Annotated in this window: 17 protein-coding genes and 1 pseudogene; all 18 read left to right on the forward strand. The window is 36.4% G+C overall.

Annotation, left to right across the window (positions count from 1 at the left end):
* Window positions 1-30 precede the first annotated feature (30 nt).
* The 18 genes and pseudogenes from E4N78_RS05960 (at window position 31) to purH (ending at window position 14116) form a co-directional block, all read left to right on the forward strand.
* Entirely contained in the window at window positions 31-276 is a 246-nt protein-coding gene (locus tag E4N78_RS05960; protein ID WP_002669519.1) for a type II toxin-antitoxin system prevent-host-death family antitoxin, read from the forward strand.
* Window positions 276-596: a type II toxin-antitoxin system RelE/ParE family toxin gene (locus E4N78_RS05965; RefSeq protein WP_255812114.1), complete on the forward strand. Its 321-nt coding sequence runs from the start codon at window positions 276-278 to the stop codon at window positions 594-596. Before E4N78_RS05960 ends, E4N78_RS05965 begins: the two co-directional genes overlap by 1 nt.
* A gap of 271 nt (window positions 597-867) precedes the next feature.
* Window positions 868-975: pseudogene (locus tag E4N78_RS05970) on the forward strand (BrnA antitoxin family protein); the annotation flags it as partial.
* Window positions 976-1305: 330 nt separating this feature from the next.
* Window positions 1306-1830, forward strand: coding sequence for a DUF1697 domain-containing protein (locus E4N78_RS05975; RefSeq protein ID WP_255812115.1), 525 nt, complete (start codon window positions 1306-1308; stop codon window positions 1828-1830).
* Between the two features lie 52 nt (window positions 1831-1882).
* Window positions 1883-2374 (forward strand): hypothetical protein, encoded by a 492-nt coding sequence (locus tag E4N78_RS05980; protein ID WP_002683304.1) that lies wholly within the window; start codon window positions 1883-1885, stop codon window positions 2372-2374.
* A 239-nt stretch (window positions 2375-2613) separates the two neighbouring features.
* The gene (locus tag E4N78_RS05985) at window positions 2614-3084 is read left to right on the forward strand and encodes a hypothetical protein (RefSeq protein WP_255812116.1); all 471 of its coding nucleotides are present in this window, start codon (window positions 2614-2616) and stop codon (window positions 3082-3084) included.
* A gap of 128 nt (window positions 3085-3212) precedes the next feature.
* Window positions 3213-3455 carry a GNAT family N-acetyltransferase gene (locus tag E4N78_RS05990; protein WP_255812117.1) on the forward strand — a complete coding sequence of 81 codons (243 nt, stop codon included), beginning with the start codon at window positions 3213-3215 and terminating at the stop codon, window positions 3453-3455.
* Window positions 3456-3464: 9 nt separating this feature from the next.
* Window positions 3465-3761 carry a GNAT family N-acetyltransferase gene (locus E4N78_RS05995; RefSeq protein ID WP_255812118.1) on the forward strand — a complete coding sequence of 99 codons (297 nt, stop codon included), beginning with the start codon at window positions 3465-3467 and terminating at the stop codon, window positions 3759-3761.
* Between the two features lie 123 nt (window positions 3762-3884).
* Window positions 3885-4343 (forward strand): hypothetical protein, encoded by a 459-nt coding sequence (locus tag E4N78_RS06000; protein WP_255812120.1) that lies wholly within the window; start codon window positions 3885-3887, stop codon window positions 4341-4343.
* 139 nt (window positions 4344-4482) lie between these two features.
* Window positions 4483-5124: a GNAT family N-acetyltransferase gene (locus tag E4N78_RS06005; protein WP_255812122.1), complete on the forward strand. Its 642-nt coding sequence runs from the start codon at window positions 4483-4485 to the stop codon at window positions 5122-5124.
* 155 nt (window positions 5125-5279) lie between these two features.
* The gene (locus E4N78_RS06010) at window positions 5280-5642 is read left to right on the forward strand and encodes a class I SAM-dependent methyltransferase (protein WP_255812124.1); all 363 of its coding nucleotides are present in this window, start codon (window positions 5280-5282) and stop codon (window positions 5640-5642) included.
* Between the two features lie 101 nt (window positions 5643-5743).
* Complete coding sequence (locus tag E4N78_RS06015; protein ID WP_255812126.1) at window positions 5744-6463, forward strand: HAD family hydrolase; 720 nt, start codon at window positions 5744-5746, stop codon at window positions 6461-6463.
* Window positions 6464-6477: 14 nt separating this feature from the next.
* Window positions 6478-6768 (forward strand): DUF2087 domain-containing protein, encoded by a 291-nt coding sequence (locus tag E4N78_RS06020; RefSeq protein ID WP_255812128.1) that lies wholly within the window; start codon window positions 6478-6480, stop codon window positions 6766-6768.
* Window positions 6769-6779: 11 nt separating this feature from the next.
* Complete coding sequence (locus E4N78_RS06025) at window positions 6780-7445, forward strand: HD domain-containing protein (RefSeq protein WP_255812129.1); 666 nt, start codon at window positions 6780-6782, stop codon at window positions 7443-7445.
* A 65-nt stretch (window positions 7446-7510) separates the two neighbouring features.
* On the forward strand, window positions 7511-10279 hold the full coding sequence (gene secA, locus E4N78_RS06030) for a preprotein translocase subunit SecA (protein WP_255812130.1): 2769 nt from the start codon (window positions 7511-7513) through the stop codon (window positions 10277-10279).
* Window positions 10280-10283: 4 nt separating this feature from the next.
* Entirely contained in the window at window positions 10284-11897 is a 1614-nt protein-coding gene (locus E4N78_RS06035) for an ATP-binding protein (RefSeq protein WP_255812131.1), read from the forward strand.
* Between the two features lie 13 nt (window positions 11898-11910).
* The gene (gene purN / locus E4N78_RS06040; RefSeq protein WP_255812132.1) at window positions 11911-12495 is read left to right on the forward strand and encodes a phosphoribosylglycinamide formyltransferase; all 585 of its coding nucleotides are present in this window, start codon (window positions 11911-11913) and stop codon (window positions 12493-12495) included.
* Between the two features lie 19 nt (window positions 12496-12514).
* On the forward strand, window positions 12515-14116 hold the full coding sequence (gene purH, locus E4N78_RS06045; RefSeq protein ID WP_255812133.1) for a bifunctional phosphoribosylaminoimidazolecarboxamide formyltransferase/IMP cyclohydrolase: 1602 nt from the start codon (window positions 12515-12517) through the stop codon (window positions 14114-14116).
* Window positions 14117-14144 lie beyond the last annotated feature (28 nt).

Below are 14144 nucleotides of genomic sequence, written 5' to 3' on the forward strand. Positions count from 1 at the left end.
AGTAAAATATTACGAATATTAGAGGTGTATATGATTGCTATAAAACCTGTTTCGGATTTGCGTAATTATAATGAAGTTTTGCAGGATGTTGCTGATGAATCGCCGGTTTTTCTTACTAAAAATGGTAGGGGGTGTTATGCTGTGATTTCCATAAGAGATTACGAAAAATTGACGGCTACGCAAACTCTTTTTTCTGAATTGAAGAAAGGCGAAGAATCTGCTTTGCAAAATGGATGGCTGGACACAACTCAAGTCAGAAAAATGGCGGGACTTTGATGTTTGAGATAAAGATTGCTCCGCAAGCGGCAGCAGATTTACTTGAAATCAAAAATTATATAGAGAATGAACTTCAAAATCCCATAGCAGCACATAATACCATTTCAAAAATTATAGAAACTTATGAAAATTTGACGGCTTTTCCAAATGTAGGGATTCCTGTGGGAAAATATGTTTCATTTCCTACAGATTATAAGTTTGTGCTTTCAAATAATTATTCAATATTTTATAGAATTGAAGACGAAGTTATAAGAATTGTAAGGATTTTGTATTCAAGAAGAGATTTTGTTCGTATTTTGTTTGGAGAGAATAGTAAATAACGTATAACACCCGCTTCAACCTGACATTGCGGACGAGCCGCAAATGCAGGTTAAGCGAATGTTAGATTGACAAGCTAACTTACGCTTGCGGGAAAGGCTTGTGCAGAATTAATTTTATAGGAATTTATAAAATAACCTATGATATGGAAAATTATCTATCGAATAAACTGTAAAACTGAAAAAGTAATTTTTAGATTTAGTAATAAGAAAAAACAATTAATATATTAAACTAAAAATAAGTATAAAATATTTGGACTTTATTAAATGACTTATAAAAATAGATGCAGATATTCTTGCCGTGCTTCAGTCTCTAGGTAAAGGCTATCAAACAAGAATAAATAGTATTTTATGGGAAGCAATTACTACAGGTAATTATTAATCTAACACCCGCTTCAACCTGACATTGCAGACAAGCCGCAAATGCAAGTAAAGCAAATATTAGGTACACGCCTTCGGCGGATGAGAAAAAAAATATTGAAAGTGATTAATGCTATGAGTAAATACGATGATTTATGGAATTATGTTGTACATGAAAATAAAAATGCATTGCTTTTGTCATTTGAAGGAATAAAAACAATAAATGGTTGTGAGATTGAACATTCATTTCTCAATTATAAAAATAACTTCTTAAATATGGATTTTTAGTAGATAAAATATCACTAAAAAATATGACTATAGTATTTAGTAAGTATAATTAATAAGGAATATTATGGATTATATAGCATTGCTCAGAGGTATCAATGTCGGAAACTCGGTAAAAATTAACATGAAAGAATTGAAAATATTATTTGAACAATGCGGTTTTTCAAACGTTTCAACATACATCAATTCCGGAAATGTCCTTTTTAAATCAAATGACAAAAAAAACAGTATTACGGAGAATATTGAAAAGGCATTACATATAACTACGGGGAATGAAGTAAAAGTATTGGTAAAGACAAAAATTGAAATGGTAAAAATAGCAAGTAGTATCCCCGATAATTGGCAAAATAATGATGAGCAAAAGACCGATGTAGCGTATTTATTTGAATCAATAGATAATGAAAACATAATAGATGAATTGCCGATAAAAAAGGAATATATACAATTAATATATGTTAAGGGTGCATTAATCTGGAATGTTCGACGAGAAGATTATAATAAAAGCTATTTAAATAAAATAATATCACATAAAGTATATAAAGATATGACAGTACGAAATGTTAATACGGCCCGATATCTTGCAAGGTGCTAATAAAAAAATTAATTTAAATATAATATATACAAATAAATAAGGTGTATAACAAATGGCAATAACAATGATAACAACTCTTATGCTGATGGTGTTTTATTTTCTTTTGTTGTATGGAGGAGTGGCTTTTGTTCAAAACAAGAAGTTTTTTTCTTCAGCCCCCAAAGAGGTTTATGATGCTGTTCCTGACAGAAAAGAAAGATTTCACGGTGCCCATATAATCGGCTGGATTATAATTGCGATTGCTTTTCTTATCCTTTTGGGTGCATTTATAGTTGGAGTATGGGACGGAATTCATAATAATTTTAATTTTATTGGGTTCTTCATAAGATTTTTAATTATGCTTTACGGGATGGAAACTTTCGATATTGTGTTTTTCGATTGGGTTCTTCTCTGTCATTCAAATTTCTTTCCTCATTTTTATCCGGAAGTTAAGGATATCGTAGGTCCTCATTTATTTGGATATAATTGGAAAACACATGTTATGCATTACATTATATATATTCCGATTTGCGCCGCAGTAGCGTGGATATGTACTTTGTTTTAGGAAGCTCATTTGTTATGGAAAAAGAATTAAGATTAATTATATTTGGAGATTTTTTGATAATTATTAATTAAATTGGTATTACATGCTTGATAATGGCAATGATGGCGGCCGTTTTTAGAAAACATCGGGGCGTATTTTCCAATTTACGCTTGGATTTGTAAAACATAAATAATACTACTATGCCTGCAACTCTTGGTTATTATAATTAAGACTTGTAGTTTCTTTTAGGAGAATATGATATGAAAAGAATAAAATTTGTTATAGTGTATATGCTGTTGCTTTTAATCCTCTATTCTTTATGTTCTTGCGGGGGAAATGTGACTGTGCCGTTAGGAGTAATTATCTATATATATAAGGATAATTCTAATTCTTTTACGGCTGATGAGCTTAAACGCTTGCGTATTACTTCTAACGGAATAGTTGTTGGAGACTCTTTACCGGATGGAACGAAAATCGGCGGTTTAGGAATAGATGAAAATGGAAATTATTATCGAATATTGAGTTATTATTTAGGAACCGGACATAGTAACTGGTGGGCAAAAAAAATTAGAGCATCTTACAAATCAAAGATGAAAAAATTTCATTTTACAATAGAAGACACATCCGGTGTCTATGAAACCTTTACCATGAAGCCGCTTGATGACACATATGAGATTGTTGACGAAACTATACCGGTGATAAAGTATACTGTAATATTAAAAAAGAAGTAGAAATTTTTTGTCATATTAAAAAGCCTCTAATAACCGCTCAACGCTGACAAACGGTCAAGCCGCAAATGAAGGTTAAGCGAATGTTAGACAGGTGCGCTATTGCGCGCTTATATCTTTGGAAGGTTTTAATGAACTATAAGAACCATAATCATATAATTCAAGAAGATAATATTAAACTAAGACCAATATGTGAAACAGATTGGGAATATTTATTTCAATGGAATAAAGATAAAGAAATATTATATTTTTCAGAAGGCGATGATGTTTCTGAATATTCTAGTGAAGAAACAAAACAAATATATACATATGTTTCACAAAAAGCAGATATTTTTATTATTGAATATTTAAATGAAATAATTGGTGAGTGCTGACTTCAAGAAATGAATTTAAACGATATTATGGAAAAACTACCAAATAAAAATATTTATAGAATCGATTTAATGATTGGTAGGAAAGAATTATGGAACAAAGGAATTGGGAGCCGAGTTATAAATATGCTTACCAAATATGGGGTTAGAGAGAAAAAAGCTGATATGATATTTGCTGTTATTTCTGATTATAACTTAAGAAGTCTAAAAGCATTTTCAAAAAATAAGTATGTAGAATATAATAGAGTAGAAATAAGTAGTAGTAAATCAAAAGAAGAAATAAGATTGGTATATAGAAATTTTGTCTAACAATGGTTCCAATTTAGCTTGCCTATTCTTACGGATTTTCGGCTGCTTAGAAATAAATAGTAAACAGGTATAAGTATCCGCATTTTTCAGAAGGTAGAGTATATACTTTTAATAGGGGGAATAATGAAAACAAAAGTAGTGTATGTAAAAAGTACTTTTCCGTCAGATATTGATTCTGTATTTAAACTATTAACCGATGTAAAAACTTTACAATATATTGCATCTCCATATGCTTCATTTAAACTAATTGGTGAAGATAAAGAACTTGTTTGGAAGGAAGGACAGACATTTTCATTTTTGTTTAAAATGTTTTGCTTTATTCCTTATGGAGCTCATACAATTAAAGTAATTAATTTTAATAAAGATGGAATTTATACAAACGAAAGCAATACAAATGTGCCTGTATGGAATCATAGAATTAAATTGATTGATAACGGAAATGGAACAACGGATTATAGTGATGAAGTTGAAATTGGAGCAGGCTGGAAAACATTTATTGTTTGGCTTTGGGCTAATTGTTTTTATAGACATCGTCAAAGAAAATGGTTGAAACTTATAAAAACTCGAAAGGTAGTTAAGTAATAATGTCTGGTAATTTTTGTAAAGAGCTCAAGCTTATACATATCAATTTTTAGTTGATGCAAAGGCATATAGTAACAGGTATAGCCTTGGCATTGATGATATAGCAATTAATGAATATATAATATTTGGAGATAAATAAGTGGAATCAAATTATGTAATCCGTATGGAAGAGATTCAAGATTATACTGTTGTTGAAAATTTAACTAGAGATTCTTTCTGGAATGTGTATAGACCCGGCTGTATGGAACATTATATCCTGCACTGTTACAGGAATAATCCCGATTTTATTTCGGAACTTTCATTGGTTATAGAGATAAACGAAAAAATTATCGGGCATGTGATGTATTCAAAAGCAGAGCTGACTCTCGACAATGGTGAAAAAGTTTCTGCATGGACTTTTGGACCGATAAGTATACATCCGGATTACAGGCAGAAGGGATACGGCTTGAAGTTGTTAAAATGTTCGCTTGAAAAAGCTAGAACAATGGGAATTGGTTTTGTTTGTATTGAAGGTAACATTGAGTTTTATCGTCATGCGGGGTTTGATCTTGCGAGCAAGTTTCATATTCACTATTATTGTGAGCCGAAAGATGCCGAAGTGCCGTATTTTCTTGTGCTGGAACTTATTCCCGAATACCTTAAAATGTATGGAATTGTAGAAGCGACTTATCGTCCTCCGAAAGGATATTTTGCGGCTGATGAAAATCCCTGCGATTTTGAAGCGTATGAATCGATTTTTCCTTATAAAGAAAAATTGGTTTTACCCGGTCAGTTGCAGTAAACTATTTACTGAGAACCTTGATTTACTGATCAAAATACACCGATACTTGTATTGCAGAAATACAAATCGAATAGTAAGACAGGTGTGTAAAATTCAATAGAACTAGGGCAATTTAAAGGCTGTAAGATAAAATTAAACATTGGGAGAAATTAATTATGAGTAAAAGAATAGAAATACTAAGGTCATTTTATGATGATATCGATGAAGACAGCAGGTTAAACAGAAGCCGTCAGGGACAGTTGGAATATCTTACTACAATGAACTATATTCATCGCTATGCAAAAGCCGGAGCAAAGATATTAGAGATTGGTGCCGGTACGGGTAGATACTCGATTGCCTTGGCAAAAGAAGGATATAATGTTACAGCGGTTGAATTAGTAGAGAGCAATCTTGAAGTGCTGAAAAGAAACAGCACCGGTATTGAAAATATTGTTTATTATAAGGGAGATGCCTTAAATCTTGATAGATTTGAAGACAATCAATTTGATATTACATTATTGTTCGGCCCTATTTGTTAAATATCACTTAGCAACATGTGAAAAGCGAGAGCTGCTCGGTTCTTCAAGTCATTTATTATATATATGCAAAAAAGAAGACTAAATTAATTTAGGTGTTAAATATGAAGCAATATACATCTTACCTTTTTGATATGGGTTCTACCTTATTGGAATTCCATAATCCAAAATTGAATGAAAGTGAAATACTTAAAAACGGTCATAACCGTATGATAGCTTATATTTCTAATATTTACGGTAAATTCATTGCCGATAAAATAGACAAAGAAGTCATTTTACCTTGGTATGACTATGTTGAAAAAGAGCGTAAAATTAAAAGAATAGAATACCGTATTTGTGAAGCCTTGTTTTTAAAATTTGGAGAGTTAGGTATACATATTTCTTATAATGAAATTATTGAAATATTGAAAAAAGATTATCTTGATTTTTATAACTATGCTCATCCGAATGAAGGAGTGATTGATTGCCTTAAATTTTTAAAAGAAAAGAAGTGTAAAATCGGTGTTGTTTCAAACATTATGTACCCCAAAGAAATATATCTTGAAATTTTTAAGAGAGAAGGGCTTGATTTATTTATTGATAATTATACTTTCAGTTATGAAAATACCTATATGAAGCCTCATTCTTCTGTTTTTTTACGAGCTCTGATGCCGCTGGATGCAAAAATTTCGGAAACGCTTATGGTGGGCGATAATGAAAAAGTCGATGTTATAGGTGCAAAAGCTGTAGGATTAAAAACCTGTTTATACGATAAAGATAAAAAGTATAAACAACATCAAGCCGATTTTTATATAAATAATTTTATGGAAATTATTGATAATTAAATAAAAATAGTTTTATGAATTTACCGATTTTAAAAGAACAAATTTCACAATTTCTTGATGAAGAAGGCCGTATTGTCAGATGGCCCAAGAAAACTTATGATAAAATAAATGTCTTAAAATATTTGCAAGGAAAATTTGCCCCTGATAAAAAATATTCTGAAATTGAAGTGAATGCAGTTTTAAAAACTTGGCACACTTTCAATGATCATGCTCTATTAAGACGTGAACTTTTTGATAAATTTTTATTGGAACGTACACCGGATTGTAAAGAATATTGGGTTAATACCGATAAAATTATAATTTAAAAGATATTATTATGACTGATGAAGAAAAATTTAAAGTAAAAATCATTCAAGATGCGGAAAGATATGTAGAAAGTATATTTAGAGAAGACTTTAGCGGTCATGATTTTTTTCATACAATGAGAGTGTTTCGTACGGCAACTTACCTTGCAGAAAAAGAAAATGCCGATATTTTTATTGTTCAATTGGCGGCCTTATTACATGATGTAGATGACCGCAAACTTTCTCCGCACACAACAGCAAATAAAGATAGAGCTGTTTCATTCATGAAATCTAAAAAAATAAGCGATGTTCTATGTAAAACTATTGTTTCTATTATTGAAGAAGTTTCGTACATCGGTAAAGATTCTAATAAACCGTCTTCAATTGAAGGAATGTGTGTTCAAGATGCAGATAGATTAGATGCTTTAGGTGCGATAGGGATAGCAAGGGCATTTGCTTATGGCGGAAGCCGTAATAGACCAATCTATGATCCGTCTATCCGGCCCCGTATGGGTATGGGAAAAGAGGAATATCAAAATCATGTATCGACTACAATTAACCATTTTTATGAAAAGCTATTTTATCTTAAAGATTTGATGAATACCGATACGGCAAAAAAAATTGCGGAAAAGAGAGACTTGTATATGAAAGACTTTATTTTGGAATTTTTAAATGAATGGAATTTGAAGGATATGTAAATGCATATTTTAAAATTCCTCAACCTCTTCTCTTTTTTCTTAAATTTTGATACATTATAAGGCGTATGTTAGATTCTATAATTAAAATTCTTTTCGGTTCAAAGCATGAGCGGGATATTAAGGCCATGCTTCCGATTTTACACAAGATAAACGAAAAAGAGGCTTGGGCTCTTTCTCTCTCCGAGGAGGAGTTTAAGGCAAAAACAAATGAGTTTAGGGAACGCTATCAAAAAGGGGAATCCTTGGATTCTTTTATCCCCGAAGCCTTTGCCCTCGCACGGGAAGCAGCCAGACGTATCTTGGGAGAGCGTCCCTACGATGTTCAGATTTTAGGCTCCCTTGTTCTCCATTCCGGTAAGATAGTTGAAATGAAAACGGGTGAAGGTAAGACCCTTATGAGCGTTGCCGCCGCCTACTTAAACAGCCTTACAGGGAAGGGTGTTCATATTGTAACGGTAAACGATTACCTTGCAGAACGGGATGCCGATTGGATGAGACCCGTTTATTCTTATCTGGGTGTAAGTGTCGGCGTTATTCTTTCCAATATGGAAAACGATGCCCGCCGTATAGAATATAACTGCGATATAACCTATGGTACTAATAACGAGTTCGGCTTTGATTACCTCCGTGACAATATGCAGATGAGGCTCAAGGACAAGACTCAAAGAGAATTTTCCTTTGCAATAGTAGACGAAATCGACTCTATCTTGATAGACGAGGCTAGAACTCCCTTGATTATTTCGGGGGCTGCCGAAGACGATACAATGCGCTTTTTTGAGGTTGACCGCCTCATAGGTCAATTAAAAGAAGTCGAAAAAAATCCCGAGACGGGCGAATATCCGAATGAGCTTGAGGGAGAAGAAGTTATCGGAGACTATACGATAGACGAAAAGAGCAAGAGGGTTTCTTTTACCGATTCAGGTATGCTCCACATTCAGGATGTCCTTCAAAAGCAGGGACTTATCAAAAGCGGAAACCTCTTTGATGAAGAAAACTTTGAATATATTCACTATTTTACCCAATCGGTAAGGGCTCATGTTCTTTTCCATATTGATGTGGACTATGTTATTCAAGACGGTCAGGTACAGATAGTAGACGAGTTCACAGGCCGTGTTTTAGAGGGCCGCCGTTATTCGGACGGGCTCCATCAGGCTATTGAAGCTAAGGAGCATATTAAAATCGCTCAAAGGAATAGAACCCTTGCGACTATTACATTCCAAAACTTTTTTAGAATGTACGATAAACTTTCCGGGATGACCGGTACGGCAGATACGGAAGCCGTTGAGTTTACAAAGATTTATAACTTGGATGTTGTCGTTATCCCGACAAACCTCCCTGTTGCCCGAAAAGATGAACACGATGTAATCTACCTAAACGAAAACGATAAATTTGAAGCCCTTTGTACCGAAATAAGCGAGGCTTATAAGAGGGGGCAGCCCGTCCTCGTAGGTACGGTTTCTATCGAAAAATCCGAGCTTATTTCAAAACTCTTAACAAAGAGGGGTGTAAGACACGAGGTTTTAAACGCCAAAAATCATGAGAGGGAAGCTCTTATAATTGCAGAAGCCGGAGCAAAGGGTTCCGTTACCATAGCCACCAATATGGCGGGACGAGGTACGGATATTAAGCTGGGCGGAAGCCCCGAAATGAGGGCTAAAAAACGCACGGGCACAAATCCCAATCCCGATTATTATGAAAAAGTTCTTGCCGAAGAATATGCAAAATGGCAAAGCGATTATAATGAGGTAAAAGAACTAGGAGGCCTTTATGTAATAGGTACGGAGCGTCATGAAAGCCGCCGAATCGATAATCAGCTTCGAGGCCGTTCGGGCCGTCAAGGAGATCCGGGACGCTCCAAATTCTTCCTTTCCCTCGATGATGACCTGATGAGGCTTTTCGGAGGCGAAAACTTAAAAAATGTTATGTCCAAGATAGGAATGAGGGCAGGGGAGCCCATCGAGCATCCTTGGATAAACAAGAGCATAGAAAAAGCTCAGACAAAGGTAGAAAACCGCAACTTCGATATTCGAAAACATTTGTTGGAATATGACGATGTATTGAACGAACAGCGCTCCTTTATCTATGAGCAGCGAAATGCAATCCTTGAAGATGAAAATCTTATCGAGCGTATTTACGCAACCCTCGAAGAATTTATAAGCGAAAAATTCGATGAGTATAGTTCAAGCTCAAAGGCCGAAAAAGAAGAAAGAGCCCGTCTTATAAAAGATATCTTTAGGGAAAAGTTTGCCTATACTCTGACCGAAGAAGATTTTGCAAATATCGATAAAAAGAATCATGAAGAAGAGATAAACGAATTTGTAGAGCATTTTACAAAGGAACTTAAAGAAAAAGAAGCTCTTGCAGGTAAAGAAAACCTGAACATGTTTATCCGCTACCAATACTTGCAGGCTATCGACAAAAAATGGCTCGACCATCTTGAAAATTTGGAGTCCTTGCGCGAAGCCGTTTATCTTCGCTCCTACGGACAAAAAAATCCTTTAACCGAGTACAAACTTGAAGGCTTCGATATTTTTTATTCCATGCTTGACGATATAAGAATCGAAATAGCCTCCCGTCTTGTCCGTGTTCAAATCAGCACGGAAGAAGAAGCCCATGCTTCGCGCCAAATGCGTTCTATTCAGGGAAATGCTCAGCACAACTCAATGGGAAGTTTTTCGGGTTCAGGTCAGGGAATGGGGCCTACAGCCCTTTCTTCACGAAGCCGTCCTGAAAATGCTCAGGTTGTGCGTACCGTTCCAAAGGTCGGAAGAAACGAGCCCTGTCCCTGCGGCAGCGGAAAAAAATACAAACACTGCTGCGGAAAAAACGGGTAATGAGATGGATTTTTCAAGAAAGCTGCCTATAGGCGTTCAAAGTTTTGAGGTTATGCGGAATGATAAGTTCATGTACGTAGATAAGACGGAATATGTATTCCGCCTTGCTCATTCAAACCGCATTTACTTTTTAAACCGTCCGCGCCGCTTCGGAAAAAGCCTTTTTCTTTCTACGCTAAAAAATTATTTTTTAGGAAAAAAAGAGCTTTTTAAGGGGCTTTATATCGAGTCAGCCGAAGAAAAAAGAGCAATTTCTGAAGGCTCTGAACCATGGATTGAATATCCTGTTCTTTATTTGGATTTTAATACGGGAAACTACAGGAATGAAGAAGAATTATATATCGGTATAAATCTGAATTTGTGCCGATGGGAAGATATTTATGGACGATTGGAGGCTGAACAGAGTCTTGCAACTCGTTTTGAAGGGATAATACGCCGTGCATATCAAAAGACCGGAAGACAGGTTGTACTCCTTGTTGATGAATATGACAAACCTCTTTTACAGACTATAGGACAGGATCAGGTTCTTAGTGATAAATATCGAAACATGCTTAAAGCCTTTTACTCCGTATTAAAAACCTGTGACCAATATATAAGATTTGCCTTTTTAACGGGCGTTACAAAATTCAGTAAGGTAAGTATTTTCAGCGACTTAAACAATCTACAGGATTTAAGCCTATTAAAAGAATACGATACGATATGCGGTATAAGCCAGAAGGAGTTGGAAACTTATTTTGCACCCGAAATAAAAATTTTAAGCGAAACTGAAAATCTGAAATATGAAGAGTGTTTATCGCTTTTAAAAAAACGTTATGACGGATATTGTTTTAGTGCTAACGGCAATACGGTTTACAATCCCTTTAGTATTTTGAGTGTTTTTTCTGCAAAGGAGCTTAAAAACTTTTGGTTTACTACGGGAACTCCCACATTTTTGGTAGATTATTTAAAAGATGCCTATTATAATATTCCCGATTTAGACGGAAATATTGAAATGACAGAAACAGGTCTTGATGCCTACAGGGTAGAAACAGGTGCCCCCATACCGATTCTTTTTCAGACCGGATATTTGACTATTAAGGAATATATCCGCAGCGGCGGGATTTACCGATTGGGCTTTCCAAATGATGAAGTGCGTTACGCTTTTTTGGAGAATCTTATTCCCGCTTATACTTCTTTAGGCCTTGATGAAGCCGGTGTCTCCGTTTGGCGTTTTGCTGAAGATATATGCAAGGGCAATGTTGAAAGTTTTATGGAAAGACTGCGTGCTATATTGGCAGGAGTTCCTTATGATAACTTGTCTGCCGATAAAACTTCTTTACGTGAACAAAACTATCAGACAGCCGTCTACCTTATATTCAAGCTGATGGGACAATTTGTATTGACCGAAATTCATTGCTCAAGGGGAAGGGCCGATTGCATTGTAGAAACAAAGGATACGGTTTATATCTTTGAGTTTAAGTCGAGTGCTGCCGGAAAGGCTAATGATGCCCTTACTCAAATACGGGAAAAAGGCTATGCAGAGCCTTATGCAGCAAGCGGTAAAAAAATAAAACTTATCGGCTGTGAATTTAATGAGTCTATGCGGACTATCGGTAATTGGCTGATGGAAGAATTTTAATTAGGTATTTGGAATGAAAAAAAAACTTGCGGTGCTTGTTTCGGGAAACGGGTCTAATCTTCAAGCCGTAATTGACGGAATAAAAAACGGCTCCATTGATTATAAGATTGAGGCTGTGGTTTCAAACAAAAAAGAAGCCTTTGCTCTCAGCCGTGCCGAAAGGGAGGGAATAAAGACTATTTATCTTCCTTTTAAAAAAGGCTCATCTCGAAATGAATATGATGCTCTCCTTGCCGAAAAGGTTAAGGAGTTTAAGCCCGATTATGTTTTATTATTAGGCTGGATGAGAATTTTAACTGACAGCTTTATATCTTCGTTTAAGGATAGGCTTATAAATCTTCATCCTGCCCTGCCCGGAACATTTCCTGGGACAGAGGCTATCGAAAGGCAGTACGAGGCCTTTATGAAGGGGGAAATCTCACGCTGCGGGATTATGACCCACTTTGTCCCGGATGAAGGAGTAGATTCGGGGCCTATAATTTTTACTGAGGAAGTTCCGGTTTTTAAGGGAGACAGGCTTGAAGATTTTGAAAAAAGAGTGCATGAGGCGGAACATGCCCTTGTAATAAAAACGCTAAAATTTTTATCAAAGGTTTGATAAGCATGGAGAGAAGATTATGGGATTGGTATTGGCATCGGTTTCCGATAAGACTGGTTTAAAGGATTTTGCTTCCCGCTTAAAAGCGGCAGGTTATGATTTTATTGCTTCAGGAGGAACGGCTAAGGCCTTACAAGAGGCCGGTATTAAAGTAAAAGAAGTTTCGGAATACACATCTTCTCCTGAAATTTTAGGCGGGAGGGTTAAAACTCTTCACCCTATGATTCACGGCGGGATTTTAGCCCGCGATACCGAAGAGGATAGGGCAGAGCTAAAATCGCTCGGCTTTAGCGGCATAGACATTGTGATAGCCAACCTATACCCTTTTGAAAAAACTATTAATTCCCCCGATTCAACTGAAAGCGATTGTATCGAAAACATAGACATAGGCGGTGTAGCTCTTTTAAGGGCTGCCGCAAAAAACTATTCCCGTGTTACAATTATCTGCGACCCTGCCGACTATGACGAAGTTTCTTCCGAAATTGAAAAGACGGGAGAGATTCCTCTTTCCTTACGCAAAAGATTGGCAATAAAGGCCTTTGACCTTTGTACCCGCTACGATGCTGCAATAACTTCTTGGCTTAGCGGGCTAAGCCGGCTTAGCGAAGGTATGGAAGAAAAGACCTCTCTTACCCTCTGTGCTTATCCCGGGCAGGATTTGCGTTACGGGGAAAACCCTCATCAAAAGGCTTGGCTCTATACAAACGAGCCTAAGGCCGGCCCCTTGGGAGGAAAGGTCTTACAGGGAAAGGCTCTTTCCTATAACAATATCCTCGATGCCGACGCTGCATGGAGGGCTGTTTCTATGTTTACAAAACCTGCGGCCGTTGTGGTAAAACACCTTACTCCCTGCGGCCTTGCCGAAATAAATGAAGAACTGACAAAAAGCTCTTCCTCCGCTTCCCCTGATTCGGAAGTGTCTCTTGCTTTAAGGGCAGCCATCGACTGCGATCCAGTTTCGGCCTTTGGAAGTATAATCGCCTTAAACCGTCCCTTTGATAAGGCTTCGGTTGAAGCCCTTGGAACCTTATTTGTTGAGTGCATCATAGCTCCTCTTTTTACCGAAGAAGCAAAAGAACTTTTATCCGGCAGAAAAAACTTACGCTTAATCGAAGCTCCCATTCTTCAAGAAAAAGAAGCGTATGAATATAAGTCTGTCTTGGGCGGCTTTTTAAAGCAAGAAAAAGACTTGGGAGACCCTGAAGGTACTGAATATAAAGACGCAGCGGAAAGAAAGGCTGAGCCTTTAGAAAGGTCTCTTTTACAGTTTGCCATGAAGGCTTGTACTATGGTTAAGTCCAATGCCATTTTGCTCGCTGCCCCGATAGACCTGTCAAATCCCCAAAAAGGTTTTTGTTCCGTCGGCATAGGCTGCGGTCAACCCAACAGGGTAGATGCAGCCCGCCAAGCCATCGAAAGAGCCGGCAAAAGAGTTAAAAACTCTGTTCTAGCTTCCGATGCTTTTTTCCCCTTTCCCGACACGATCGAAGAAGCTGCCAAGGCCGGCATAAAAGCCGTAATCCAGCCCGGCGGCTCAATCCGCGATGACTTAAGCATCGAAGAATGTAACAAACACGGAATGGCCATGCTGATAACGGGCGTAAGGCATTTTAAGCATTAGGCAGAAAAAATAGGGAGCTTTATAAAAG

The sequence above is a fragment of the Treponema denticola genome (assembly GCF_024400535.1).
Taxonomy (GTDB): domain Bacteria; phylum Spirochaetota; class Spirochaetia; order Treponematales; family Treponemataceae; genus Treponema_B; species Treponema_B denticola_C.

Bases quoted from the DNA above. Each gene is read 5' to 3' on its own strand.
- E4N78_RS06020 (WP_255812128.1), top strand. From the start codon at position 6,478: ATGAATTTACCGATTTTAAAAGAACAAATTTCACAATTTCTTGATGAA.
- E4N78_RS05965 (WP_255812114.1), top strand. From the start codon at position 276: ATGTTTGAGATAAAGATTGCTCCGCAAGCGGCAGCAGATTTACTTGAA.
- purH (WP_255812133.1), top strand. From the start codon at position 12,515: ATGGGATTGGTATTGGCATCGGTTTCCGATAAGACTGGTTTAAAGGAT.
- E4N78_RS06035 (WP_255812131.1), top strand. From the start codon at position 10,284: ATGGATTTTTCAAGAAAGCTGCCTATAGGCGTTCAAAGTTTTGAGGTT.
- E4N78_RS06010 (WP_255812124.1), top strand. From the start codon at position 5,280: ATGAGTAAAAGAATAGAAATACTAAGGTCATTTTATGATGATATCGAT.
- secA (WP_255812130.1), top strand. From the start codon at position 7,511: ATGTTAGATTCTATAATTAAAATTCTTTTCGGTTCAAAGCATGAGCGG.
- E4N78_RS06000 (WP_255812120.1), top strand. From the start codon at position 3,885: ATGAAAACAAAAGTAGTGTATGTAAAAAGTACTTTTCCGTCAGATATT.
- E4N78_RS05995 (WP_255812118.1), top strand. From the start codon at position 3,465: ATGAATTTAAACGATATTATGGAAAAACTACCAAATAAAAATATTTAT.
- E4N78_RS05985 (WP_255812116.1), top strand. From the start codon at position 2,614: ATGAAAAGAATAAAATTTGTTATAGTGTATATGCTGTTGCTTTTAATC.
- E4N78_RS06025 (WP_255812129.1), top strand. From the start codon at position 6,780: ATGACTGATGAAGAAAAATTTAAAGTAAAAATCATTCAAGATGCGGAA.
- E4N78_RS05960 (WP_002669519.1), top strand. From the start codon at position 31: ATGATTGCTATAAAACCTGTTTCGGATTTGCGTAATTATAATGAAGTT.
- E4N78_RS05975 (WP_255812115.1), top strand. From the start codon at position 1,306: ATGGATTATATAGCATTGCTCAGAGGTATCAATGTCGGAAACTCGGTA.
- E4N78_RS05980 (WP_002683304.1), top strand. From the start codon at position 1,883: ATGGCAATAACAATGATAACAACTCTTATGCTGATGGTGTTTTATTTT.
- E4N78_RS05990 (WP_255812117.1), top strand. From the start codon at position 3,213: ATGAACTATAAGAACCATAATCATATAATTCAAGAAGATAATATTAAA.
- E4N78_RS06015 (WP_255812126.1), top strand. From the start codon at position 5,744: ATGAAGCAATATACATCTTACCTTTTTGATATGGGTTCTACCTTATTG.
- purN (WP_255812132.1), top strand. From the start codon at position 11,911: ATGAAAAAAAAACTTGCGGTGCTTGTTTCGGGAAACGGGTCTAATCTT.